This window comes from Variovorax sp. ZS18.2.2 (genome assembly GCF_024701975.1).
In the GTDB taxonomy this organism is placed as follows: Bacteria; Pseudomonadota; Gammaproteobacteria; order Burkholderiales; family Burkholderiaceae_C; genus Variovorax.
The window spans coordinates 356898-379227 of record NZ_JANLNM010000005.1 but is presented as its reverse complement, the minus strand read 5'-3'; the positions used below and the strand labels follow the sequence as shown (position 1 = coordinate 379227).

21 protein-coding genes are annotated in these 22330 nt (G+C 68.3%); 14 read left to right on the top strand and 7 right to left on the bottom strand.

The window, feature by feature from the left end; genetic code table 11:
• The first annotated feature begins 36 nt into the window (after positions 1-36).
• The gene (locus NU688_RS21045; RefSeq protein ID WP_257862741.1) at positions 37-1005 is read left to right on the top strand and encodes a Bug family tripartite tricarboxylate transporter substrate binding protein; all 969 of its coding nucleotides are present in this window, start codon (positions 37-39) and stop codon (positions 1003-1005) included.
• Between the two features lie 141 nt (positions 1006-1146).
• Here the strand turns inward: NU688_RS21045 and NU688_RS21040 are convergent, their stop codons facing one another.
• A complete protein-coding gene (locus tag NU688_RS21040; protein WP_257862740.1) occupies positions 1147-1887 on the bottom strand; it encodes an IclR family transcriptional regulator in 741 nt (246 codons plus the stop codon).
• A gap of 117 nt (positions 1888-2004) precedes the next feature.
• Between NU688_RS21040 and NU688_RS21035 the strand changes: the two genes are divergently transcribed.
• The 5 genes from NU688_RS21035 to NU688_RS21015 all read left to right on the top strand — a co-directional run bounded on the left by NU688_RS21035 (position 2005) and on the right by NU688_RS21015 (position 7654).
• A complete protein-coding gene (locus NU688_RS21035) occupies positions 2005-2940 on the top strand; it encodes a hydroxymethylglutaryl-CoA lyase (RefSeq protein ID WP_257862739.1) in 936 nt (311 codons plus the stop codon).
• Positions 2933-4123 (top strand): CaiB/BaiF CoA-transferase family protein, encoded by a 1191-nt coding sequence (locus tag NU688_RS21030; RefSeq protein ID WP_257862738.1) that lies wholly within the window; start codon positions 2933-2935, stop codon positions 4121-4123. Before NU688_RS21035 ends, NU688_RS21030 begins: the two co-directional genes overlap by 8 nt.
• Before the next feature lie 42 nt (positions 4124-4165).
• On the top strand, positions 4166-5092 hold the full coding sequence (locus NU688_RS21025; RefSeq protein WP_257862737.1) for a LysR family transcriptional regulator: 927 nt from the start codon (positions 4166-4168) through the stop codon (positions 5090-5092).
• Between the two features lie 62 nt (positions 5093-5154).
• A complete protein-coding gene (locus NU688_RS21020; RefSeq protein ID WP_257862736.1) occupies positions 5155-5607 on the top strand; it encodes a DUF2214 family protein in 453 nt (150 codons plus the stop codon).
• 10 nt (positions 5608-5617) lie between these two features.
• The gene (locus NU688_RS21015; RefSeq protein ID WP_257862735.1) at positions 5618-7654 is read left to right on the top strand and encodes a spermidine synthase; all 2037 of its coding nucleotides are present in this window, start codon (positions 5618-5620) and stop codon (positions 7652-7654) included.
• 90 nt (positions 7655-7744) lie between these two features.
• Here the strand turns inward: NU688_RS21015 and NU688_RS21010 are convergent, their stop codons facing one another.
• The gene (locus tag NU688_RS21010; protein WP_257862734.1) at positions 7745-8089 is read right to left on the bottom strand and encodes a hypothetical protein; all 345 of its coding nucleotides are present in this window, start codon (positions 8087-8089) and stop codon (positions 7745-7747) included.
• Positions 8090-8220: 131 nt separating this feature from the next.
• Here NU688_RS21010 and argS point away from each other — a divergent pair, with 131 nt between their 5' ends.
• The 7 genes from argS (at position 8221) to NU688_RS20975 (ending at position 16540) form a co-directional block, all read left to right on the top strand.
• Positions 8221-9906: an arginine--tRNA ligase gene (gene argS / locus NU688_RS21005; protein WP_257862733.1), complete on the top strand. Its 1686-nt coding sequence runs from the start codon at positions 8221-8223 to the stop codon at positions 9904-9906.
• Positions 9907-9917: 11 nt separating this feature from the next.
• Positions 9918-10682, top strand: coding sequence for an SPOR domain-containing protein (locus NU688_RS21000; RefSeq protein WP_257862732.1), 765 nt, complete (start codon positions 9918-9920; stop codon positions 10680-10682).
• A gap of 151 nt (positions 10683-10833) precedes the next feature.
• Entirely contained in the window at positions 10834-11481 is a 648-nt protein-coding gene (locus NU688_RS20995; RefSeq protein ID WP_257862731.1) for a thiol:disulfide interchange protein DsbA/DsbL, read from the top strand.
• Positions 11482-11677: 196 nt separating this feature from the next.
• The gene (lptA, locus tag NU688_RS20990; protein ID WP_257862730.1) at positions 11678-12394 is read left to right on the top strand and encodes a lipopolysaccharide transport periplasmic protein LptA; all 717 of its coding nucleotides are present in this window, start codon (positions 11678-11680) and stop codon (positions 12392-12394) included.
• Positions 12391-13185: an LPS export ABC transporter ATP-binding protein gene (gene lptB / locus NU688_RS20985; protein ID WP_257862729.1), complete on the top strand. Its 795-nt coding sequence runs from the start codon at positions 12391-12393 to the stop codon at positions 13183-13185. The genes lptA and lptB overlap by 4 nt, the downstream gene beginning before the upstream one ends.
• A 154-nt stretch (positions 13186-13339) precedes the next feature.
• Positions 13340-14929, top strand: a complete 1590-nt coding sequence (gene rpoN, locus NU688_RS20980) for an RNA polymerase factor sigma-54 (protein ID WP_257862728.1) — start codon at positions 13340-13342, stop codon at positions 14927-14929.
• Positions 14930-14938: 9 nt separating this feature from the next.
• Entirely contained in the window at positions 14939-16540 is a 1602-nt protein-coding gene (locus NU688_RS20975) for a phospholipase D family protein (RefSeq protein ID WP_257862727.1), read from the top strand.
• A gap of 4 nt (positions 16541-16544) precedes the next feature.
• Here the strand turns inward: NU688_RS20975 and NU688_RS20970 are convergent, their stop codons facing one another.
• The 5 genes from NU688_RS20970 to NU688_RS20950 all read right to left on the bottom strand — a co-directional run bounded on the left by NU688_RS20970 (position 16545) and on the right by NU688_RS20950 (position 20961).
• On the bottom strand, positions 16545-17189 hold the full coding sequence (locus tag NU688_RS20970; RefSeq protein WP_257862726.1) for a LysE family translocator: 645 nt from the start codon (positions 17187-17189) through the stop codon (positions 16545-16547).
• Positions 17190-17208: 19 nt separating this feature from the next.
• A complete protein-coding gene (locus NU688_RS20965; RefSeq protein WP_257862725.1) occupies positions 17209-17841 on the bottom strand; it encodes a YceI family protein in 633 nt (210 codons plus the stop codon).
• 49 nt (positions 17842-17890) lie between these two features.
• Positions 17891-18460 carry a YceI family protein gene (locus NU688_RS20960; RefSeq protein ID WP_257862724.1) on the bottom strand — a complete coding sequence of 190 codons (570 nt, stop codon included), beginning with the start codon at positions 18458-18460 and terminating at the stop codon, positions 17891-17893.
• 13 nt (positions 18461-18473) lie between these two features.
• Positions 18474-19085, bottom strand: coding sequence for a cytochrome b (locus tag NU688_RS20955; protein ID WP_257862723.1), 612 nt, complete (start codon positions 19083-19085; stop codon positions 18474-18476).
• Between the two features lie 85 nt (positions 19086-19170).
• Positions 19171-20961 carry an ATP-binding protein gene (locus NU688_RS20950; protein ID WP_257862722.1) on the bottom strand — a complete coding sequence of 597 codons (1791 nt, stop codon included), beginning with the start codon at positions 20959-20961 and terminating at the stop codon, positions 19171-19173.
• Positions 20962-21043: 82 nt separating this feature from the next.
• Here NU688_RS20950 and NU688_RS20945 point away from each other — a divergent pair, with 82 nt between their 5' ends.
• Positions 21044-22273 carry a class I SAM-dependent RNA methyltransferase gene (locus NU688_RS20945; protein WP_257862721.1) on the top strand — a complete coding sequence of 410 codons (1230 nt, stop codon included), beginning with the start codon at positions 21044-21046 and terminating at the stop codon, positions 22271-22273.
• The last annotated feature ends 57 nt before the right edge of the window (positions 22274-22330 follow it).

Below are 22330 nucleotides of genomic sequence, written 5' to 3'. Positions count from 1 at the left end.
CCCGATTCCAACCACGACCCCCGAGGAGCCAGAAGCATGAAACGCCGCCAGTTCGCAGCGCAGGCCGCTGCCGTCATTGCCGCCGCGGCCACCGCGCCGATGGCCTTTGCGCAGGAGCGCACCACGCGCATCCTGGTCGGGTTTCCGCCGGGCGGATCGGCGGACGTGGTGGCGCGCCTCCTGGCCGACAAGATGCGTGTCTCGCTCGGGCAGAACGTCATCATCGACAACAAGCCCGGCGCGGCAGGGCGACTTGCGCTGGGCGAACTCAAGCGCTCGCCGCCCGACGGCAGCGTGTTGGTCTTCTCGCCGAGCGGCGCGATGGTGATTCACCCATGGCTCTATTCGAACCTCGGCTACGACCCGGCGAAGGACTTCACGCCGATCGCGCTCGGCAGCACCTTCGACTTTGCAGTGACCGCCGGCCCGGGCGCGCCGCCCGGCGACCTGAAGACGGTGCTGGCCTGGATGAAGGCCAACCCCGCCAAGGCCAACTACGCGACCTCGGGCGCGGGCACGGTGCCGCACTTCGCCGGACAGTTGCTGGCGCAGGCGGCAGGCGTGCCGATGACGCACGTCGCCTACCGCGGCGGCGCACCGGCCGCGCAGGACCTGATCGGTGGCCAGGTGCCGCTGATGGTCGACACCGCATCCGAAACCATCGAGCACCACCGCGCCGGCAAGGTGCGCATCCTCGCGGTGACGGGCGAGCAGCGCAGCCGCGCGCTGCCCGATGTGCCGACGTTGAAGGAGGCCGGCATCAACGTGACCGCCGATGCATTCTTCGGGCTCTACGGCCCGCCGGGGATGTCGCCCGAAGTCGTCGCGCGGATCGACAAGGCCGTGGCCGATGCGCTGCGCATGCCCGATGTGCAGGACAGGATCTACGCGCTGGGGCTCGTGCCGGCGCATGCGGGGCCGGCAGAACTGGCCGCGATCCAGGCGGCGCATCTGAAGCGCTGGGAGATGCCGATCAAGAACTCGGGCTTCAAAGCCGAGTCCTGAAGGACCCGTATTTCTCCCTCCCCTTTCGGGGGAGGGCCGGGGTGAGGGCACGCGGCCGTCGATCAGGCGTCGCGATATTGCAAACGCCGCTTGCCCCCATCCCAACCTTCCCCCGGGAGGGGAAGGAGCAAGACCCTCAGGTCACACCTGCCCGCTGAGTTCCTTCGCTGCCGCACGCACGGGCTCGATGTAGCCCTCGTCGTAGCGGTGCGTCGGCATCGTCAGCGTGACTGCCGCGGCGAGGCTGCCGTCCGCATGGAACACCGGCGCCGAGATGCCCGCGAGCTCGGCCGTGCGGTCGCCCACCAACGCACAGAAGCCCTGCGCGCGGATCGCGTCGTAGAGCTTGCGTTCCTTCGCGCCGCGAGGCCGCTCGGCTTCGGGCCCGAAGGCGATCAGCACGCGCGCACCGGCGCCGCGGTCGTTGGGCAAGAGGTCGCCCGCGCGCACGTGGTCGCGCACCACATGCGATGAGTCGACGCGGAACTGGCACAGGCGCGCCCAGCTCTCGCCCTGGTCCTGCCGCACGTGGTACGCCGCGCTTTCGCCGGTGGCGGCGACCAGCGCGCGCAGCACCGGCAACACGATGCGGTCGAGCGATTGCGACGCGGCGTAGAGCCCGTGCAGCCGCGCGATCTCCATGCCCAGCGCGTAGCGGCCGTCGTCCTGCCGGCGGATCAACCGCGCGTGTTCGAGCGACGCCAGGAGGCGCAGCACCGTGCTCTTGTAGAGCTGCGTGCGCTCGGCGAATTGCGCGAGCGACAGCGCCTCGTCCCCCGGCTGGAACGCCGACAGCAGGCTCAGCGCGCGATCGACCGCGGCGGCACCGCCAGGTGCGGCGTTGAGGTCGGAAACCGATTCGGTCTGGGCTTTGCGGGGCATGGGCGTGACTTGACAGGGAAAGTCGATCGGCGGTCTAATTCTGTTTAACGGAATTTAGTTCTGTCTAATAGAACTGTCAAGCGATCCGCCCCAGATCGCTCCAAGGAGACGAAGTCGATGACACCCCCCGACGTCCTCATCAGCGAGGTCGGCCCGCGCGACGGCCTGCAATCGGTCCGGGCCACCATGCCGACGGCAGACAAGCTGCGCTGGATCGACGCGCTCTACGCTGCCGGCGTGCGCGAGATTGAGGTCGCTTCCTTCGTGCCCGCGAAGCTGCTGCCCCAGATGGCCGATGCCGCCGACGTGGTGCGCCATGCGATCACGCTGCCCGGCCTCACCGTGATGGCGCTGGTGCCCAACCGAAAGGGCGCGGAGGCCGCGCTCGAAGCGGGCGTGCACAAGCTCACGATGCCGGTGTCGGCGAGCGTGGCGCATTCGCTCGCCAATGTGCGCAAGACGCCGACGGAAATGGTCGAGGAGGTGCGCGCCATCTCCGACCTGCGCCGCGCGATCGCGCCGCAAGTGAAGCTCGAAGCCGGCATCTCCACGGCTTTCGGCTGCACGCTGCAGGGGCTGGTGCCGGAAGACGACGTGATCCGCCTTGCCGCGCAATGCATCGAAGCCGGTGCTGATGAGTCGGGGCTTTCCGACACCGTGGGCTACGCCAATCCCGCACAGGTGCGCCGTCTCTTCAAGCGCCTGCGCGCGGAGCTCGGCATGCACGCCGGCGCGGCCCACATGCACAACACGCGCGGTCTCGGCATCGCGAACTGCCTGGCTGCGTGGGACGAGGGCGTGCGCACCTTCGACGCCTCGCTCGGCGGCCTCGGCGGCTGCCCCTACGCGCCCGGCGCCTCGGGCAATGCCGTGACTGAAGACCTCGTCTTCATGTTCGAGGCCATGGGCGTCCGCACCGGCATCGACATCGAGAAACTCATCGCGGCGCGCGCGCCGCTCATGGCCGGCCTGCCCGGCGAACCCGTCTACGGCATGACGCCCGAAGCCGGTTTGCCCAAGGGCTTTGTCCAGGAACACATCGCACATGTCTGAAGCCAATCCTCTGCCGTATGCCGGCATCCGCGTCGTCGAGTTCACCCACATGGTCATGGGCCCGACCTGCGGCCTGCTGCTGGCCGACCTCGGCGCAGAGGTCATCAAGGTCGAGCCCATCGAGGGTGACAACACGCGCCGGCTGCTCGGCTCGGGCTCGGGCTTCTTCCCGACCTTCAACCGCAACAAGAAGAGCATCGCGCTCGACCTGAAGCAGCCCGAAGGCGTGGAGGCCGCGCTGCGCCTGATCGCCACCGCCGACATCGTGAGCGAGAACTTCAAGCCCGGCACGATGAAGAAGCTGGGGCTCGACTACGACACGCTTTCCAAGCTCAACCCACGCCTCATCTATGTGAGCCACAAGGGCTTCCTGCCCGGCCCGTACGACCACCGCACTGCGCTGGACGAAGTGGTGCAGATGATGGGCGGCCTCGCCTACATGACCGGCCGCTCGGGCGACCCGCTGCGCGCGGGCACCAGCGTGAACGACATCATGGGCGGCATGTTCGGCGCCATCGGCGCGATGGCCGCGCTGCGCCAGCGCGACGCGACCGGCAAGGGCTGCGAGGTGCAGGCGGCGCTCTTCGAGAACAACGTGTTCCTCGTCGCGCAGCACATGATGCAGTTCGCCGCCACCGGCAAGGCGGCCGACCCGATGCCCAGCCGCATCTCGGCCTGGGCCGTGTACGACGTCTTCACCGTGAAGGACGGCGAGCAGATCTTCCTGGCAGCCGTCAGCGACAAGCAGTGGGCCATCTTCTGCAAGGCCTTCGGCCTCGAAGACATGCTGGCCGATCCGCGCCTGAAGACCAACAACGACCGCGTGCGCGCGCGCGAATGGATGATGCCGATCCTGCGTTCGCACCTGGCCGACCGCAGCGCGGCGGAGCTGGCCGCGGTGTTCGAGCAGAACGAGCTGCCCTTCGCGCCCATCACCAAGCCGCAGGAGCTGTTCGACGATCCGCACCTGAACGCCACCGGCGGCCTCGCGCCCGTGCGCATGAACGACGGCCACATGGCCAAGGTGCCGCTCGCGCCGTTCACGCTGGGCGGCCAGCGCCCCGGCATCCGGTTGCAGCCGCCGCACATCGGCGAGCATGGCGACGAACTTCTGCGGGAAGTGGGCTATGGCGATGCGGAAATCGCTGCGCTCCGGACGCGGGGCGTCACGGGCGGCGGCTGATCGATTCCAGGCGGCAGTCGCTATCTATATAGTTCCCGCCCCATGGACCGCCTGAAGCAACTCGAATCCTTCGTCTCGGTCGCTGCGCGCGGCAGCCTCACGGCCGCGGCCAAGGCCGAGGGCGTGGCGCCCGCGATCATGGGGCGGCGGCTCGATGCGCTGGAGGAGCGGCTGGGCGTCAAGCTGCTGGTGCGCACCACGCGGCGCATCACGCTCACGCACGAGGGCAGCGCGTTTCTCGAAGACTGCCAGCGGCTGCTTACGGAATTCCAGAACGCCGAGGCCAGCGTGAGCGCGGGCGGCGTCAAGGCGAGCGGGCACCTGCGCGTGACGGCGCCGGCCGGCTTCGGGCGCCGGCACGTCGCGCCGCTGGTGCCGCGCTTTCATGCAATGCACCCGGAAGTGACGATCTCGCTCAACCTCAGCGACCGCGTGGTCGACGTGACCGGCGAGAGCTTCGATTGCGCGGTGCGCGTGGGCGACCTCCCCGATTCATCGCTCGTGAGCGTGCGGCTTGCCGACAACCGCCGCCGCTGCGTGGCGACGCCCGATTTCCTGCGTCGCCACGGCACACCGAAGCACCCTGGCGATCTGTCGCGCTTTGCCTGCCTCACGCTGTCGAGCGATGCCTCGCAGACGCGCGGCTGGGCCTTTCGCATCACCACCGAGGCCGGCGTGGAAGAACTGATCCACCTGCGCCCGAGTGGCCCGCTCGATTGCTCGGACGGGCAGGTGCTGCACGACTGGTGCCTGGCCGGCCACGGCATCGCCTGGCGCAGCACCTGGGAGGTCGAGGCCGAGATCGACGCGGGCCTCCTGGTGGCGGTGCTCGATGAATTCGCCGCGCCGCCCAACGGCATCTACGCGGTGTTCGCGGGCGCCAAGCACCTGCCGCTGCGGGTGCGACTGTGGCTTGATTTCCTCAAGGACCAGTACGGACAACCGGAATTCTGGGGACGAACGGCCTGAAGAGGCAGGAGCGGGGTCACAATCAGTTTGCATTTGCTACCCCACTGAGAAGAAAGCCATCGATGACGCTCGAAGCCATCCTCGCCTACCTGCACTTGTTGGCCATCCTCACGATGGTGGTGTTCATTTCCAGTGAAGCGGCGCTGTGCCGCGTGCAGTGGCTCAACGCCGCCGTCGTCGAACGGCTCGCCAAGGTCGACATGGTCTACGGCATCGCGGCCATCGCGGTGCTCGCGACCGGCATCGCGCGCACCTGGTGGGGCGTGAAGGGCACGGCCTGGTACTGGACCAACCCGCTGCTGCATGTGAAGCTGGGGCTCTTCATCATCGTGGGCGTGCTCTCGATCTTTCCGACGCTCACCTATTTCCGCTGGCGCAAGACGCTGCGTTCCACCGGCAAGCTGCCGGTCGAGGACGACATCAGGAAGACGCGCAAGCTGGTGATGGTGCAGGCCCACCTGATCGCGCTGATTCCGCTGGTCGCCGTGTTCCTCGCGCGCGGCTTCGGCAAGTAAGCAAGCCGGCATGGGACCCGCCGGCATCCAGCTTCTGTTTGCCGGCACGATCTTCAGCAGCGCATTCCTGCTGTTCTTGGTCCAGCCGCTCATCGCCAAGCAGATCCTGCCGTGGTTCGGCGGCTCGGCCGCGGTGTGGTCGATCTGCATGGTGTTCTTCCAGGTCGTGCTGCTCGCGGGCTACGCGTATTCGGACTGGATCACGCGCCATCTGCGGGTGCGCGCCCAGGCGGCGCTGCACATTGTGCTGCTGCTCGCGAGCCTGGCTTTCCTGCCGATCGTGACCAGTGCGCGCTGGAAGCCGACCGGCGCCGAAGACCCGACGCTGTGGATTCTGGGCCTCCTGCTCGGCACCATCGGCCTGCCGTACTTCCTGCTCTCGACCACCGGGCCGCTGGTGCAGTCGTGGGTGGCGCGCACGCCGTGGGGTGCGCAGGTGTACCGCTATTTCTCGCTGTCGAACCTGGCGTCGCTGCTGTCGCTGCTGAGCTATCCGGTGCTGATCGAGCCGCGCAGTTCGCTGCTGCAGCAGGCGCACGGATGGTCGTGGGGCTATGGGGCGTTCGTGGCGCTGTGCTGCGGCACCACGCTGTATGTGGCGCGCCGCTGGGCCGACGTGCCGCTGCAGCAAGCTTCCGGCGATACGGCTGCGGTTCCCGAGAAACCGCCGCGCACCGCCGACTATCTGCTGTGGCTCGCACTGCCCGCGCTGGGCTCCTGGCTGCTGCTGGCCGTGACCAACCACATCACCCAGAACGTGGCGGCCGTTCCCTTCCTGTGGGTGCTGCCGCTCTCCCTCTACCTGCTGACCTTCGTGCTGTGCTTCGAGAGCGACCGCTGGTACCGCCGCGGCGTGTTCCTGACGCTCGCGGCCGCGATGCTGCTGCTGTGCGCCTTCGGGCTGCAGGACCGCATCGGCGTCTACGTCAAGACCGCGCTGCCGATCTATGTGATCGGGCTCTTCGCCCTGTGCATGTTCCTGCACGGCGAGATGGCCCGGCTGCGGCCCGGGCCGCGCTATCTCACGCGCTTCTACCTGATGCTGTCACTCGGCGGCGCGCTGGGCGGCGTCGCGGTGGGGCTGGTCGCGCCGCATGTGCTGCCCGCCTACTACGAGCTGGGCATCGGCCTGGTGCTGACGGCGCTGGTGGCCGCGGTCGTGCTGCGCGGGCGGCGCTGGCTGTCGGTGGCCAGCGTGGCGGTTGCGGGTTGCTGCGCGTGGTTCCTGCTGCTGCAGGTGCGCGACGACACGGTCGATGCACGCACCCTGCAGCGCAACTTCTACGGCACGCTGGTCACGCTCGATCGGCAGAAAGACGACCCGGCCGACAGCGTGCGGCGCATGTTCCACGGCTCGGTGAAGCACGGCGAGCAGTTCCTCTTGCCGGCGCGCCGCAGCGAGCCGACGTCGTACTACGGCCGCACCTCTGGCATCGGCCGCGCGATCGCCGCTGCGCCCGCGGGGCCGCGCCGCGTCGGGCTGATCGGGCTGGGCGCGGGAACGCTCGCAGGCTACGGGCGGGCCGGCGACGTCTACCGGGTCTACGAGATCAATCCGCAGGTGTTCGATCTGGCCGACACCGAATTCAGCTTCCTGCGCGACAGCCCGGCCCGCATCGAGCGCGTGCTGGGCGACGCGCGCCTCGCGCTGGAGCGCGAGCCCGCGCAGGGTTTCGACGTGCTGGCTGTCGACGCGTTTTCGGGCGACTCGGTGCCGATCCACCTGGTCACCGCCGAGGCGATGGAGGTCTACCTGCGGCATCTGCGGCCGGGCGGCATCGTCGCCTTCCATGTGACCAACCGCTTCCTGGCGCTGGCCCCGGTGGTCGCGAAGATCGCCGAATCGAAGGGGCTGCACGCGGTGCTGGTGCACGACGACACGGCCGACACCGCGTGGCTCCTGGACACCGACTGGGTGCTGGTCGCACGCGAGGCCGAGGCCCTGGCGCGCGAACCGGTGGGCGCTGCCGCATCCGCCATTGCGCCAGTGGCCGGCGCCCGGCCCTGGACCGACGACTTCAACAACCTGCTGGGCATACTGAAGTAGCACCGGCGGCCGCGCCATGAAAAAAGCCCGCACGCGGCGGGCTCTTCTTTTCTTGCGCTGTTCTCTTCTATCAGCGCGACGCGGGCCTCATCAGGCCTTGGCGTCCTTCTCGCACTTCTTGATGAAGCTGTTCTTGGCGGCGCCGGCCAGCGGCTTGCCGTTCTTGTCGATGGCCTTGGCGGCGCAAGCAGGGGCGGCAGCGGCCTTGGTGTCCTTTTCGCACTTCTTGATGGAGCTGGCCTTGGCGGCGCCGGCCAGGGGCTTGCCATTCTTGTCGATGGCCTTGGCATCGCAGGTGGCGCCGGCGGCGGGTGCTGCTGCAGCGGGAGCGGCGGCGGCCGGGGCGACAGCAGGCGCGGGGGCCTTGTCTTGTGCCTGTGCGGCGCCGAAGGAAAGGCAGGCGCCCAGGGCGACCAGGGAAAGGAACTTCTTCATGGTGATATGTCCTTGCAAGGTTGGGTTGTGACAGGTGCCCCGCCCCGGGGCCGCCCATCCTAACGGCCGGAGGCAACGATCGGATGACGATGGTCAACTGCGTCGGGGTTTGCCCCCGGTAAAATTCACAGATGCTATTGGTCAAACAGGAGCTGCTCGCGGCGCTCGCGAACACGCTCGAATCCCTCTCCCCCGGCGCTGGCGCCAAAGCCGCGTTCGAATCGCCCAAGGTGGCCGCGCATGGCGATTTCGCCAGCACGGCCGCCATGCAGCTGGCCAAACCGCTCGCGAAGAAGCCCCGCGAACTGGCCGAGCAACTGAGCGCTGCGCTGCTCGCCACCCCCGCTTTCGGCCAATGGGTCGAGGCCATCGAGATCGCCGGGCCCGGCTTCCTCAACATCCGCCTGAAGACCGCCGCCAAGCAGCAGATCGTGCGCGAAGTGCTGTCCGCAGGTAACACTTTCGGCCAGCAGCCCGCCACCGGCGAGAAGGTGCTGGTCGAATTCGTCTCGGCCAACCCGACCGGCCCGCTGCACGTCGGCCACGGCCGCCAGGCGGCGCTGGGCGATGCCATCTGCAACCTGCGCGCCTCGCAGGGCGACAGCGTCTGGCGCGAGTTCTATTACAACGACGCCGGCGTGCAGATCCAGACGCTGGCCAACAGCACGCAGCTGCGTGCCCGCGGCTTCAAGCCCGGCGACGCCGAATGGCCGAGCGGCGAAAAGGCTCCGGCCTACAACGGCGACTACATCGCCGACATCGCCGAGGACTTCAAGGCGAAGAAGACCGTCAAGTCGGATGACCGCGAATACACCGCGAGCGGCGACATCGACGACATCGACTCGATCCGCGAATTCGCCGTGGCGTACCTGCGCCGCGAACAGGACCTGGACCTGCAGGCCTTCCGCGTGCGTTTCGACAACTACTACCTGGAGTCCAGCCTGTACACCAGCGGCCGCGTCGAAGCCGCCGTGGGCAAGCTCGTGGCCGCCGGCAAGACCTACGAGGAAGACGGCGCGCTCTGGCTCAAGTCGACCGACTACGGCGACGACAAGGACCGGGTGATGAAGAAGAAGGACGGCACGTACACGTACTTCGTGCCCGACGTCGCCTATCACATCGCCAAGTGGGAGCGCGGCTTTCACAAGGTGGTGAACATCCAGGGCACCGACCACCACGGCACGATCGCGCGGGTGCGCGCCGGGCTGCAGGCGGCGGGCGAAGGCATTCCCGAGGGCTATCCGGACTACGTGCTGCACACCATGGTGCGCGTGATGAAGGGCGGCGAAGAGGTCAAGATCAGCAAGCGCGCCGGCAGCTACGTCACGCTGCGCGACCTGATCGAGTGGACCAGCACCGATGCCGTGCGCTTCTTCCTCCTGAGCCGCAAGCCCGACACCGAGTACACCTTCGACGTCGACCTCGCGGTGACGAAAAACAACGACAACCCGGTCTATTACGTGCAGTACGCGCATGCGCGCATCTGCTCGGTGCTGGCCGGCTGGGGTGGCGACGCCGCCACGCTGAAGGATGTGGACCTGTCGCCGCTCGAGAGCCCGGCAGCGCAGGCGCTGATGCTGCTGCTGGCCAGGTACCCGGCCATGCTCACGGCGGCGTCCAAGGATTTCGCGCCGCACGACGTCACTTTCTACCTGCGCGAACTGGCCGCCAGCTACCACAGCTACTACGACGCCGAGCGCATTTTGGTGGACGACGAAAAGGTCAAGCTGGCCCGCCTGGCGCTTGTCGCCGCGACCGCGCAGGTGCTGCACAATGGCCTCGCGATTCTCGGCGTCAGTGCGCCGAACAAGATGTGAACCTCACTCCCATGAAGAAGACAACCAGACAACGCGGCAACATCGTCATCGGCCTGATCATCGGGCTGGTGATCGGCCTGGGCGTGGCGCTGGGCATCGCGGTCTACGTGACCAAGGTGCCGATCCCGTTCGTGACCAAGACACAGAAGGGCGGCGCCGAGCAGGACGAAGCCGAAGCCCGCAAGAACCGCGACTGGGACCCCAACGCACCGCTGGCCGGCAAGGCCGGCGCCGCCAGGCCGACGCCGCCGGCCGCCACCGGTCCGGTCAACCCGGTCACCGGCGAACCCGCCACCAGCACCACCGCCGTCGCACCCGGCACGCCGCCCCCGGCCACCGCGCCGGTGCCCGTCGTGGTCGCGCCCAAGCCGACGCGCGCCGCGCCGGTGCCGGCCGAGGCCAATGCGCTGCCCGCATCGAACGATCCGCTGGGCGACCTCGCCCGCGCGCGAGCGGGTTCCAGTTCGGGCAGCACGACTGTGGCATCCGCCGCGCCGAGCAGCAACAACAACGCCGCAGCGGCATCCTCGGGCGCCGACCCGTTCATGTACTTCGTGCAGGCCGGCGCCTTCCGCACCACCGACGACGCCGAGGCGCAGCGCGCCAAGCTGTCGCTGATGGGCGTCGAGGCCCGGGTCACCGAGCGCGAACAGGCCGGCCGCACGGTCTACCGCGTGCGCGCCGGTCCGTTCAACAAGAAGGACGACGCCGACCGCCTCAAGGAGCGGCTCGACGGCGGCGGCCTCGAATCGGCCCTGGTCCGCGTGCAGCGCTGACCGGCTGCGGCTGCCACAAATAGCCTTTAAGCTTCGCCGCGCGGCGTTTGCCGCCACCATTCAGCGCCCCGGGCGTGCCGTGTGACCGCTTGCGAGGAACTCCTCGCCGCGCCCCGGCTCAGTCTGCCGTACCAACAGGAGAACCCTTTCAATGAAACGTCGTGACTTTTCGCTGGCCGCCACTTCGCTCGGGCTGCTTTCGCTGGCCGCCAACCCTGCCCACGCCCAGGCCAAGGTGCCCCAGGCCGGCTCCCAGTACCTTGTGCTCGACAAGCGCGTGCCGGTCGATGCACCGGCCGGCAAGGTCGAGGTGGTCGAGTTCTTCTCGTACAACTGCCCCCATTGCAACGACTTCGAGCCGTCGCTCGAAGCCTGGGCCAAGACGGCACCGAAGGACGTGGTTCTGCGCCGCATCCCCGTGCCTTTCGTGGGCAACGACGTCGAAGCCAAGCAGCGCCTGTACTACGCGCTCGAGGCGATGGGCAAGGTCGACGAGTTCCAGCCGAAGGTCTTCAACGCGATCCACAAGCAGCGCCAGAACGTGAATGGCGATGCCAACATCATTGCCTGGGTCGGGGCCAACGGCATCGACGGCGCCAAGTTCAAGGAAGTCTTCACCTCGTTCGGCGTGGCCAGCAAGGCCAAGCGCGCCTCGCAGATGACCGATGCCTACAAGGTGGCCGGCGTGCCGGCGATGGCCGTGGCCGGCCGCTGGTATGTGGATGGCGAGACCGCCGGCAACATGACCAATGTGCTGCAGGTCGTCAATTTCCTGGTCGGCGAAGCAAAGAAGGGCTGAACCCCCCAGGCTGCGCGGCACTTCGTGTCCGCTGCGCCTTCCCCCTTGCAGGGGCGACACCTGCGGCCCGGCGGAGCCGGTTCCGCGGTGTCTCCCCGAGGGAACACTGGCCCGCTTCGGCGGGCCTTTTTCATCGGGCTTGGTAACTGATGTTAATCCGCCGCATACAATGGTTCAGAGCAAGTTTCGTGCCTCTATGACATTGCCCTCCTACCCAAACAACACCCCCCTCATTCGTCGCATCGGCCGCCTGGCCATCGGCGCGCTGTTGCTGGCCGGCCTCGCCTCGGGCGCCCTGGCCGAGACCGCCGACCGCAGCAAGCCGATGAACATCGAGTCGGACGCCATGCGCTACGACGACCTGAAACAGACCAGCGTGTTCACCGGCAACGTGCTCGTCACGAAGGGCACGATCATCATCCGCGGCGCGCGCCTCGATGTGCGCCAGGATGCCGAGGGCTACCAGTACGGCGTGGTCACCGCCGCACCCGGCAAGCGTGCCTATTACAAGCAGAAGCGCAATGCGCCCGACGAGTGGATCGAGGGCGAATCCGAAGTCATCGAGTACGACAGCCGCGCCGACAACGTCAAGTTCATCCGCAACGCCACCATGCGCCGCCTGCTCGGCGCCACGCCGAACGACGAAAGCCAGGGCGCGCTGATCGTGTACGACCAGAGCAACGACACCTACACCGTCAACGGCTCCACCGTGCCGCCGAACACCGCCGTGAACGCGTCGACCCCCTCGGGCCGCGTCAAGACCATCCTCACCCCGAAGGCCGCCACCGCGCCGAAGCCCGGTGCCTCGGCCCCGGCCGGCGCGAAGCCAGCGCCACCGGCTCCCACCCCTGCGCCCGGCACCGGCCTGCGCCCGACCACCACGCTGAGTGGAGAGGGAGAAGGGCGCAAGTGATCGAAACCGCCGGAATCCAGGAAGCCAACAACGTCCCGGGCAGCCGCCTGGTCGCGCGCGGCCTGCAGAAAAGCTATGGCAGCCGCACCGTCGTGAAGGACGTCTCGCTCGACGTGCAGAAGGGCGAAGTCGTCGGTCTGCTCGGCCCCAACGGCGCCGGCAAGACCACGTCGTTCTACATGATCGTCGGGCTGGTGCGTGCCGACGCGGGCGAGATCACCATCGACGGCGAGCCGATCGCCCACATGCCGATCCACCGCCGCGCGCGCATGGGCCTGAGCTACCTGCCGCAGGAAGCGTCGATCTTCCGCAAGCTCACGGTCGAGGAAAACGTGCGCGCCGTGCTCGAGCTGCAGCGCGAGCCCGACGAGAACGGCAAGGTGGTGGCGCTGTCCAAGAAGCACATCGAGGAGCGCCTGTCCGAACTGCTGACCGACCTGCGCGTGGATCACCTGCGCGATTCGCCCGCGCTCGCCCTCTCGGGTGGCGAGCGCCGCCGCGTCGAAATTGCACGTGCGCTGGCGACCCAGCCGCGCTTCATCCTGCTGGACGAGCCCTTCGCCGGTATCGACCCGATCGCGGTGATCGAGATCCAGCGGATCATCAGTTTCCTGAAGGAACGTGGCATCGGCGTGCTCATCACCGACCACAACGTGCGTGAAACGCTGGGCATCTGCGATCACGCTTTCATCATCAGCGACGGGCACGTGCTGGCACAAGGCACACCCTCGGAGATCGTCGACAACGCCGAGGTACGCAGGGTGTACTTGGGCGAACACTTTCGGATGTGATCGTGCCGCGAGGGTCAAGGATGGACGTGGCCTTCATCCGCGCGGAGTTCCTTCGCGGGGGCCGCCGCGCACGGCCGCCCGAAGCGGTCGGCCCGCCCCCGGCAGGGGGTAGGCGAAGCGCGCAGCGCGCGGCCTGGGGGGGAGCCGTTTTTTCATGAAGCAAGGGCTGTCCCTTCGCGTCTCGCAGCATCTGGCGCTCACGCCACAGCTGCAGCAGTCGATCCGCCTGCTGCAGCTCTCCACGCTCGAACTGAGCCAGGAGGTCGAGCAGATGCTGGACGAGAACCCGTTCCTCGAGCGCACCGCGGAAGAAGCCGCGCGCGAGGAATTCGGGCTCGACGCCGTCGACACGCCTGTGCCGCGCGACGATGGTGGCGAAACCGGCGAAGGTGATTTCGCCCCGGTCCCGACCAGCAGCGCGACGACCACGACCGAGACCTCCTCGACCCCCGACACCGACGGCCCCGCCGCCGAGATCGCCGAGCGCGAGCCCGACTGGGAAGGCGACGGCACCGTCGACATGGCGCCCGACGACAGCGAGTGGGGCAGCGACGCGCCCGCGCGCCAGAACAACCTGGGCGACGACGAACGCGCCGACGCCACCGAGCTCGCGCGCAGCCAGGAGTCGCTGCAATCGTTCCTGCACCGCCAGGCGCTGAGCCTGCGCCTGAACGAGAACGACTGCGCCGCGCTGCGCTTTTTGATCGAATCGCTCAACGACGACGGCTATCTCGAAGACTCGCTGCCCGCGCTGGCTTCGGGCCTCGCGGGCGACGACAACGACCAGTTCGACGAGCTCGTGCACCACTTCCAGGTGGCGCTCGGCCTGCTGCAGAGCCTGGAGCCTGCCGGCGTCGGGGCGCGCGACCTGGGCGAGTGCCTGGGCATCCAGCTGCGTGCGCTCGCCAGCGAAGACGAGACCGACGAAGCGGAGCTCATCCGCAAGACCGCCATCGCGATCTGCAAGCAGCCGATGGAGCTGCTCGCGCGGCGCGACTTCAAGCGCCTGGCCACGCTCACGCGCACCAACGAAGAGCTGGTGCGCTCGGCGCTGCAGATCATTGCGCGCCTGGAGCCCAAGCCGGGCCGCCGTTTTGTCGACGTCGAACGCAACATCGTCATTCCCGACGTGATCGTCACCAAGACCGGGCGCGGCACCAACATCAAGTTCCGCGTCATGCTCAACCCCGAGGTGATGCCGCGCCTGCGCGTGCACGACATCTACGCCGGTGCGCTCAAGGCGCACAAGGGCGAGGGCAGCCAGGCGCTGTCGCAGCGGCTGCAGGAGGCGCGCTGGTTCATCAAGAACATCCAGCAGCGCTTCGACACCATCCTGCGCGTGAGCAACGCCATCGTCGAGCGGCAGAAGAGCTACTTCGTGCACGGCGAGCTCGCGATGCGTCCGCTGGTGCTGCGCGAGATCGCCGACGAGCTGGGCCTGCACGAGTCGACCATCTCGCGCGTGACCACCGCCAAGTACATGTCCACGCCGTTCGGCACGGTCGAACTCAAGTACTTCTTTGGCTCGGCACTCGGCACCGAGACGGGCGGCAACGCATCGAGCACCGCGGTGCGCGCGCTCATCAAGCAGTTCGTGAGTTCCGAGAGCATCAAGAAGCCGCTGTCGGACAGCCAGATCTCCGAGATGCTCAAGGAGCAGGGCATCGAGTGCGCACGCCGCACCGTGGCCAAGTACCGCGAGGCGCTGCGCATCGCGCCCGCCAACCTGCGCAAGGCCCTCTAGAAAGCCCCGATGACCCGTCGCCTGCTGTCGCGCTGTGGGCATTGGGTCTTCGTCATGGCGGCGGTGCTGCTGTTCGCCGGCTGCGCCACTCTGCCCGACGAAGCGCCGCGCCCGCCCACCAAGGCCATCGCCGTCTCGGCCGACACCGCGCTCGGCAGGATCGCGCTGGCCTCTCAGCCCGACGCCGACCTCAGCGGTTTCCGCCTGATGCCCGGCGGCGACTTCGCCTTCGACACCCGCATCCAGCTCGCGCGTCGCGCCCAGCGCACGCTCGACGTGCAGTACTACCAGATCGAGAACGACGAGACCGGCCGCTACCTGCTGCGCACCCTGCGCGATGCAGCCCAGCGCGGCGTGCGCGTGCGCCTCTTGATGGACGACCTGTACACGTCCGGCGAAGACGAGCTGCTGCTCGGCCTGGCCGCCACGCCGAACGTCGAGCTGCGCCTCTTCAATCCGTTCCCGGCCGGACGCGGCAGTTTGCTCAAGCGCTTTGCCGCCTCGCTCTTCGACTTCAGCCGCGTCAACCGCCGCATGCACAACAAGCTCTTCATCGCCGACGGAGCGATGGCGGTGGCGGGCGGCCGCAACATCGGCAACCAGTACTTCACACGGACCTCGGGCGAGAACTTCATCGACCTCGACACCTTCGTCGCCGGCGCGCTGATCCCGCGCCTGGGCGTGCTGTTCGACCAGTACTGGAACAGCGTCTACGTGCGGCCGGTCCAGTCGATCATCGCGAGCGACCTCTCGCGCGAAGAACTGCAGAAGCGCTTCGATGCCGCCACTGGCCCCGACACCACACCCCCGCCGCCGAAGCCCGCGCCCAACGACCTGCTCGGCTACAGCCCGATCGCCGACGACCTGAACGCCGGCAAGCTCGGCCTGATCTGGACCCTTGCCGAGGCCTATGCCGATTCACCCGACCGCGTGATCGGCAAGACCGCGTCGTACGGCGGCGTGCCGCTGCTCGACGTCGACAGCGTGCGCTACAACGTGGTCGAGCAAATGCGCCGCGCGCGCAGCGAGGTGACCATCGTCTCGCCTTACCTCATCCCGGGCGCCGCGGGGCTCGAGGTGATGAAGGAGATCCGCCAGCGCAACGTGAAGATCAGCGTGGTCACCAACTCGCTCGCCGCCACCGACGAGCCGCTGGTGCACACCGCCTACCGCCGTTACCGGCCCGAGATGCTCAAGCTCGGCGCCGATCTCTACGAGCTGAGCACCACGCGCACGCGGCGCAGCGTGCGGCTCGGGTTGTTCGGCACCTCGGTGGGCCGGTTGCATGCCAAGTCGGCGGTGATCGACCGGAGCATCCTCTTCGTCGGCTCGATGAATTTCGATCCGCGCTCGGAGACCTACAACACCGAGATCGGCCTCTTCATCCGCAGCCCCGAGATGGCGCAGCAAGCGCTCAAGCTCATCGATGTGCTGAAGCAGCAGGGCGCCTACCGGCTGCGCTTCGTCGAAGGCAGCGGCGAATCGCACATCGAGTGGATCAGCGAGGACGCAGGCAAGACCACGGTGCTGAACGAGGAGCCCGACTCCGGTTTCTGGGACCGCACGATGCTCGAACTGCTGGCGCCGCTGACGCCGGAGAGCCTGCTCTAGACGCTCAGTTGCCGCGCACGGCCGACCACACGAGCCGCAGCCCGAGCAGCCCCATCACGCCACCCGCCGCGCGATCAATCCAGGTCTTGTAGCGCAGGTAGGCCGAACGCGGCGCCGCCGACGACAGCGCGAGCGCGACGATCGCGTACCACCCCGTCTCGATGCAGAAGATGACCACCGGCACCGCGAGCGCCAGCACCAGCGGCACCTCGCGAGGGAGGAACGCCGCGAAGATGCTCGCGTACACCACGGCAGTCTTCGGGTTGCTGACCTGCGTCGCCAACCCGAGCAGGAAGGTGCGCCCGCCGCGGCCCTGTTGCCGGGGCGATGCATCCGTGTCCTGCGTCATCGCGAGCGGCTGCCGCGCACCGCGCCAGATGCGAAAGCCCAGGTAGATCAGGTACGCGCCGCCGAAGCCCTTGATCGCGAGGTAGAGCCCCGGCACCGCAAGGAACGCCGCCTGCAACCCGGCCAGCGCCGCAATCGCGAACACGAGGCCGCCCGCGCCCATGCCCAGCGCCGCCGCCAGGCCGTCGCTGCGCGAAGCCACGGCCGTGCGCGCGACCATGACGAAGCTCGGGCCGGGGCTCATCGCGCCGACCGTCATGGCACCGGCAATGCCGAGCAGGGAGAGTGTGGTGTCCATCATTTCCTGGTTCCTTGCGTCGTCATTGCTGCACGTTCACCGCTTCGACCTGCACCAGCAGCTTCACCTTGTTCTCGAAGCCGAAATTCAGCCCCCAGTTGATGCCCCAGTCGCTGCGCTGCACGGTGGTTTCGAAGTCGCCGCCGCAGACCTGGCGGTTGATCAGCGGGTTCAGGTAGCAGTTGAAGCGCACGGCCTTCAGCGTCACCGGCTTGGTCTGGCCCATCAGCGTGAGAGTGCCCGGCACGTCGACCACCTTGTCGCCGCTGAAGTCGATGCGGTCGGCCACGAAGCGGCCGGTCGGGAATTCGGCGACGTTGAAGAAGTCCTTGCTCTGCACGTGGCGGTTGAGCAGGTCGACACCGGTGTTGATGGTGCCGATGTCCATCGTGATGTCGACCTTGCCGCTGGCGCCCGTGCCGTCGATCTGCACCGAGCCGTCCTTGGTGCTGAAGCGGCCGCGGTTGGTGGTGGTGCCGTAGTGGCCCATCTCGTACATGACGAAGGTGTGCGTGGGGTCGATCACGTAGTTGCCATTCTTCACGGGGCCGCCCGCGGGCTTGGCGGCCACTGCGGGGGCCGTGTATTCCTGCGCGATGGCGGCGAACGGGAGTGCCGTGGCCGACAGCGCTGTGGCGAGGAGGAGCTTCTTCATGGCTGTAGGAATGAGGGACATGGGATGCAATCGAAAAAAGAGAGCGGACTCAGAGCGGCCCGAGGCCCGCGAGCGTGAGCTTGAAGCGCACCTGCACGTCGTTGCCGACCACCGAGGTGTCGGTCCATTCGCCGTCGCCCACCTTGTAGTCGAGCCGCTGGATGGTGAAGTAGCCGGTGGCCACCGCGTAGTTGCCGCCGGCCGGCGCGATGGTGACGGGCACCGTCACGTACTTCGACGTGCCCTTGATGGTGAGCTTGCCCGCCATCTCGAACTTGCCGTCGCCCAGCGCCTTGATGGCGCTCGACTGGAAGCTCGCCTGCGGAAACTTCGCGGCGTCGAACCACGGCGCCTTGGGCAGCTCGGCATCGCTCATCGGCACGCCGAAGCCGGCGCTCGCGGTGTCGATCTGCAGCGCGACGCTGCCGCCTTCGGGCTTCTTCGGATCGAAGGCGATCTGCGCGTCGAACTTCTTGAAGGCGCCTTCCATCGGCACGCCCATCTGCTTGCTGACGAAGGCGATCTGGCTCTTGTCGGCCACCAGCCTCGCGGCGGGGTCGGCCGCGGCGGGCATTGCGGCAGCAAGGGTCAGCAGGATCGGGAGAAAGAGACGCGGCATCCGGCAGATTCCTTCAGTGGCGTGGGTGGCGAGGCTCGCGGGGTTCGGGCCACATGCGTTTCAAGAGACCGTCGCGGTCGATCCAGTGGTGCTTCAGGGCGGCCGCCACGTGCAGCAGCGCAATCGCCGCCAGCGTAAAGGCGCTGCCCTTGTGCAGCGGCTTGAGTATGGCTTCGGCAAGGTCCTTGTCGACCGGCATGAAGTCGGGCAGCGGCAGCACGCCGAACCACACGACCGGAATGCCCAGTGCCGAGGTGTAGGCCCAGCCGAACAGCGGCACCGCGAAGAACAGCAGGTACATCGCCGCATGGCTGGCCCGGTAGCCGGCGATCTGCCAGCGCGGCATGGCGGCCAGCACCTGCGCCGGCATGGCGGGCGGGCGGTGCGCAAGCCGCCACAGGAGCCGCAGCGCCGACAGCAGCAGGATCGTGACGCCGGCCCACTTGTGCCAGTTGTAGAGCTTGATGCGCTGCGGCGAGAACGGCAGGCCCGTCATGTAGAGCCCCACGCCGAGCGAGCCGACGATCATGGCCGCGAGCAGCCAGTGCAGCACGATGGCCACGGTGCCATAGCGCTGGCCGTGCGGGATGGCGGCAGGGGGATGAAGAGGGGTGTCGGCAGACATCGGGGGCAGGGCGGGCGGCCTGTGCGCGGAGCATATCCCGGAAGGCGTGGCCTCCGGTGATGCATGGGTCGTGCCAGTCGGCCGCTCAGGAACGCTGCCGGGCCCGCAGCAGCACGCCACGCAGCTCGTCCGGCTGCACGGGCTTGCGCAGCGCATGCCAGCCGCGCTCGGTGGCCAGGCGCTGGGTGGCCTCGTTGATGTCGGCCGAGATCAGCGCGATGGTGAGCGCGGGGTTCTGCTGCTGCAGCCGTTCCGCCAGCGCGATGCCGTCGAGCGCGCCCGGCAGGCGGATGTCGCACAGCGCCACGTCGAGCGCCTGCAAGTCGGCCAGCGCGAGCGCCTCGGCGGCGCTCGCATAGACGCGCGGCGCCGCCTCCCACTGCCGCAGCAGCGCGAACAGGCTGTCGGCCACCACCGCGTTGTCTTCCACCACCAGCACCGCGAGCCCCGGCCGCAGCGCGGGCGCGGCGCCCGGCGTGACCAACGGCGCGGGGGCGGCCTGCGTGGCCGCGGCCCCATAGCCCAAGGCCGCGGGCAGCTCGAAGCTGAACACCGAGCCCCGGCCCGGCGCCGAGCGCAGCGACACCTCGATGCCCAGCTGCGCCGCCAGCCGCCGCACGATCGCAAGGCCCAGGCCATGCCCGTGCTGCAGGTTGCGCTCGACATTGCCGATCTGCTCGAAGTCGTTGAACACGCGCTGCTGCGCATCCGCTGCGATGCCGATGCCGCTGTCGCGCACCTCGACGCGCCAGGCCCGTTCCGTGCCCCGGCGCCGCGTCCGCACCGCCAGCAGCACGCGGCCGCGCGGCGTGAACTTGACGGCGTTGTCGACCAGGTTGGCCAGCACCCGGCGCAGCGACACCGCATCGGTCCACGCGACGGCCCCGGCCGGGCAGCGCACCGTCACGCGGCCGTCGCCGGCCTGGCGTGCCAGGTCCTGCAGCAACGGCGCCAGCGCCACCGCCACGGGCCGCAGTGGATCGACGGCCGCTTCGATGCGGCCGATTTCGAGCAACTGGTTGGTGAGCCCTTCGAGCGCCTGCTGCGCCCGCGCGAGCGAGACCACGGTGTGCTGGACGGCAGCGGTGTCCGCACCGGTGTCCAGCTGCTGGCGCAGCACCTCCGCCTGCAGGCCAATGGCCATCACCGGCTGGCGCAGGTCGTGGTTGGCGGCCGAGAAGAAGCGCAAGCGTTCGGCCTGCGCATGCTCGGAGGCCCGCAGGCCCGCGAGCGCCTGTTCGCGCAGCGTGCGCTCGTTCAGGCGCAGGCCGATGTTCTCCTCGAGCTGGCGCGAGCGCTCGGCCACCAGCTTCCACATCATGGCCGTGAGGCCGATGCCGATCACCGAGACGGCCATCATGGTCGGCGCACCCAGCGTGAGGCCGGTCACGATCACCGGCGCGAGCAGCAGCGTGATCGCCAGCTGCGTGGCCGGCGTGTAGAACGACACCGAGAACGCCGACGACAGCGTCATGCCCATCAGCATCAGGCCGAGCAGCAGTTGCTGGTCGGGCCGTTCGGGGTTGAAGAGCAGCACGCCGGCCAGGCCGTGCGCCAGTTCCCAGACGGCCGTGCGCAGCGTGTGCACGCGCTGGGCGTGGCGCAGGCTCCCGGGCGTGAAGGGATCGGGCAGCGGCTGGGGGAAGAAGCCGCGCATCACCGTCACCCCGGTGATGAGCGCGATCCACACCAGCGCGCGAGAGAGCGAGTACTGCCAGGCGAAGAGCGCCGCCACGCCGCAATTGAGCAGGTATTGCACCAGCAGCACCGGCCCGATGGGCCGGATCGAGAGCCGCAGCACCTCGCACTGGATCGCGAAGCGGTCGCTGCTGGCGTCGGCGGCCGGGGCGACCGAAGGTGCGGGGGTGGGAGTCATCGGCAAATCGACTATATAGAGAAGGTTCGTGACGCGGCGACAATGGAGTCCCCTAGTCGGGCTTCCCGATGGCCAACTTTCCGTGAACGATCTTTCCTTTTTCCTGCCTTGCGCCGCCGGCGTCGAGGAATTCCTCGCTCAAGAGGTGCACGCCTTGACGGGCCGCGTCGGGCAAGACCTGCTCACGCTGCGCGGCGGCGTGCGGGTGCGCGCCGACTGGCGCGACGCCCTGAAGCTCAACCTGCACAGCCGCCTTGCGCAGCGCGTGCTGGTCGAGTTGGCCCATGCGCCCTACCGCAACGAGAACGACCTCTACGCCATCGCGAGCGGCGTGGCCTGGGAGATCTGGTTCACGCCCAAGCAGACCTTCAAGATCGAGACCACCGCCCAGCACAGCCCGCTGCAGAGCCTGAACTTCGCCACCTTGCGCATCAAGGACGCGATTGCCGACCGCTTCCGCGCCAAGGCCAACGGCGTGCGCCCGAGCATCGAGACCCAGTGGCCCGACACCCGCGTGTTCGCCCACCTGACCACCGACAGCTGCACCCTCTACATCGACACTTCGGGCGAGCCGCTCTTCAAGCGCGGCTGGCGCCAGGACAAGGGCGATGCCCCGCTGAAGGAAACCCTGGCCGCCGCCATGCTGGCCGCCAGCGGCTGGTGGAACCCCGAGACCGGCACCGTGTCGGAGCAGTCGCTGTACGACCCCTGCTGCGGCAGCGGCACCATCCCCATCGAGGCGGCGCAGATCGCGCGCGGCATCGCGGCCGGATCGCTGCGCCGCTTCGGCTTCGAGAAGCTGCTGCCGTTCCAGGCGCACGTGTGGGATGCGATCAAGAAGGAATCGGAATCGGCCGTGAAACCGGGCAGCGTCGCGATCTTCGGCTCGGACGTGTCGCACCGCATGGTCGACTTTGCCGAGCGCAACGCGGAGCGCGCCGGTGTGGCCGATGCCATCGAGTTCCGCGGTGGTGATGCGCTGCAGCGCATGCCGCCGGCCGAGGGTGGGGTGGTCATGCTCAATCCGCCCTATGGCGAACGGATCGAAGTCGGTGGCGTGGCTGGTACGGGACGTGCCGGGGCGCGCGAATCCGCGCAGACCGAAGAGGGCGATGGCAGCGAGTTCTTCCCCCAACTGGCCACCCACTGGAAGAAGAACTATGCCGGGTGGACGGCCTGGGTCCTCACGCCGGACCTGAAGCTGCCCAAGCAGATGCGGCTGAAGGAATCGCGCCGCGTGCCGATGTGGAACGGTCCTATCGAGTGCCGGCTCTTCCGCTTCGACATGGTCGCAGGCTCCGCACGAAAGTAGGGCCGTCGTTCAGGACGGCACCCGCCCCGAATGAACCAGCCTGCCCAGCGCAACACT

Excerpts from the sequence above, each read along its gene's own strand:
- NU688_RS21045 (WP_257862741.1), top strand. The coding sequence starts at position 37 with ATGAAACGCCGCCAGTTCGCAGCGCAGGCCGCTGCCGTCATTGCCGCC.
- NU688_RS21040 (WP_257862740.1), bottom strand. The coding sequence starts at position 1,887 with ATGCCCCGCAAAGCCCAGACCGAATCGGTTTCCGACCTCAACGCCGCA.
- NU688_RS21035 (WP_257862739.1), top strand. The coding sequence starts at position 2,005 with ATGACACCCCCCGACGTCCTCATCAGCGAGGTCGGCCCGCGCGACGGC.
- NU688_RS21030 (WP_257862738.1), top strand. The coding sequence starts at position 2,933 with ATGTCTGAAGCCAATCCTCTGCCGTATGCCGGCATCCGCGTCGTCGAG.
- NU688_RS21025 (WP_257862737.1), top strand. The coding sequence starts at position 4,166 with ATGGACCGCCTGAAGCAACTCGAATCCTTCGTCTCGGTCGCTGCGCGC.
- NU688_RS21020 (WP_257862736.1), top strand. The coding sequence starts at position 5,155 with ATGACGCTCGAAGCCATCCTCGCCTACCTGCACTTGTTGGCCATCCTC.
- NU688_RS21015 (WP_257862735.1), top strand. The coding sequence starts at position 5,618 with ATGGGACCCGCCGGCATCCAGCTTCTGTTTGCCGGCACGATCTTCAGC.
- NU688_RS21010 (WP_257862734.1), bottom strand. The coding sequence starts at position 8,089 with ATGAAGAAGTTCCTTTCCCTGGTCGCCCTGGGCGCCTGCCTTTCCTTC.
- argS (WP_257862733.1), top strand. The coding sequence starts at position 8,221 with ATGCTATTGGTCAAACAGGAGCTGCTCGCGGCGCTCGCGAACACGCTC.
- NU688_RS21000 (WP_257862732.1), top strand. The coding sequence starts at position 9,918 with ATGAAGAAGACAACCAGACAACGCGGCAACATCGTCATCGGCCTGATC.
- NU688_RS20995 (WP_257862731.1), top strand. The coding sequence starts at position 10,834 with ATGAAACGTCGTGACTTTTCGCTGGCCGCCACTTCGCTCGGGCTGCTT.
- lptA (WP_257862730.1), top strand. The coding sequence starts at position 11,678 with ATGACATTGCCCTCCTACCCAAACAACACCCCCCTCATTCGTCGCATC.
- rpoN (WP_257862728.1), top strand. The coding sequence starts at position 13,340 with ATGAAGCAAGGGCTGTCCCTTCGCGTCTCGCAGCATCTGGCGCTCACG.
- NU688_RS20975 (WP_257862727.1), top strand. The coding sequence starts at position 14,939 with ATGACCCGTCGCCTGCTGTCGCGCTGTGGGCATTGGGTCTTCGTCATG.
- NU688_RS20970 (WP_257862726.1), bottom strand. The coding sequence starts at position 17,189 with ATGATGGACACCACACTCTCCCTGCTCGGCATTGCCGGTGCCATGACG.
- NU688_RS20965 (WP_257862725.1), bottom strand. The coding sequence starts at position 17,841 with ATGAAGAAGCTCCTCCTCGCCACAGCGCTGTCGGCCACGGCACTCCCG.
- NU688_RS20960 (WP_257862724.1), bottom strand. The coding sequence starts at position 18,460 with ATGCCGCGTCTCTTTCTCCCGATCCTGCTGACCCTTGCTGCCGCAATG.
- NU688_RS20955 (WP_257862723.1), bottom strand. The coding sequence starts at position 19,085 with ATGTCTGCCGACACCCCTCTTCATCCCCCTGCCGCCATCCCGCACGGC.
- NU688_RS20950 (WP_257862722.1), bottom strand. The coding sequence starts at position 20,961 with ATGACTCCCACCCCCGCACCTTCGGTCGCCCCGGCCGCCGACGCCAGC.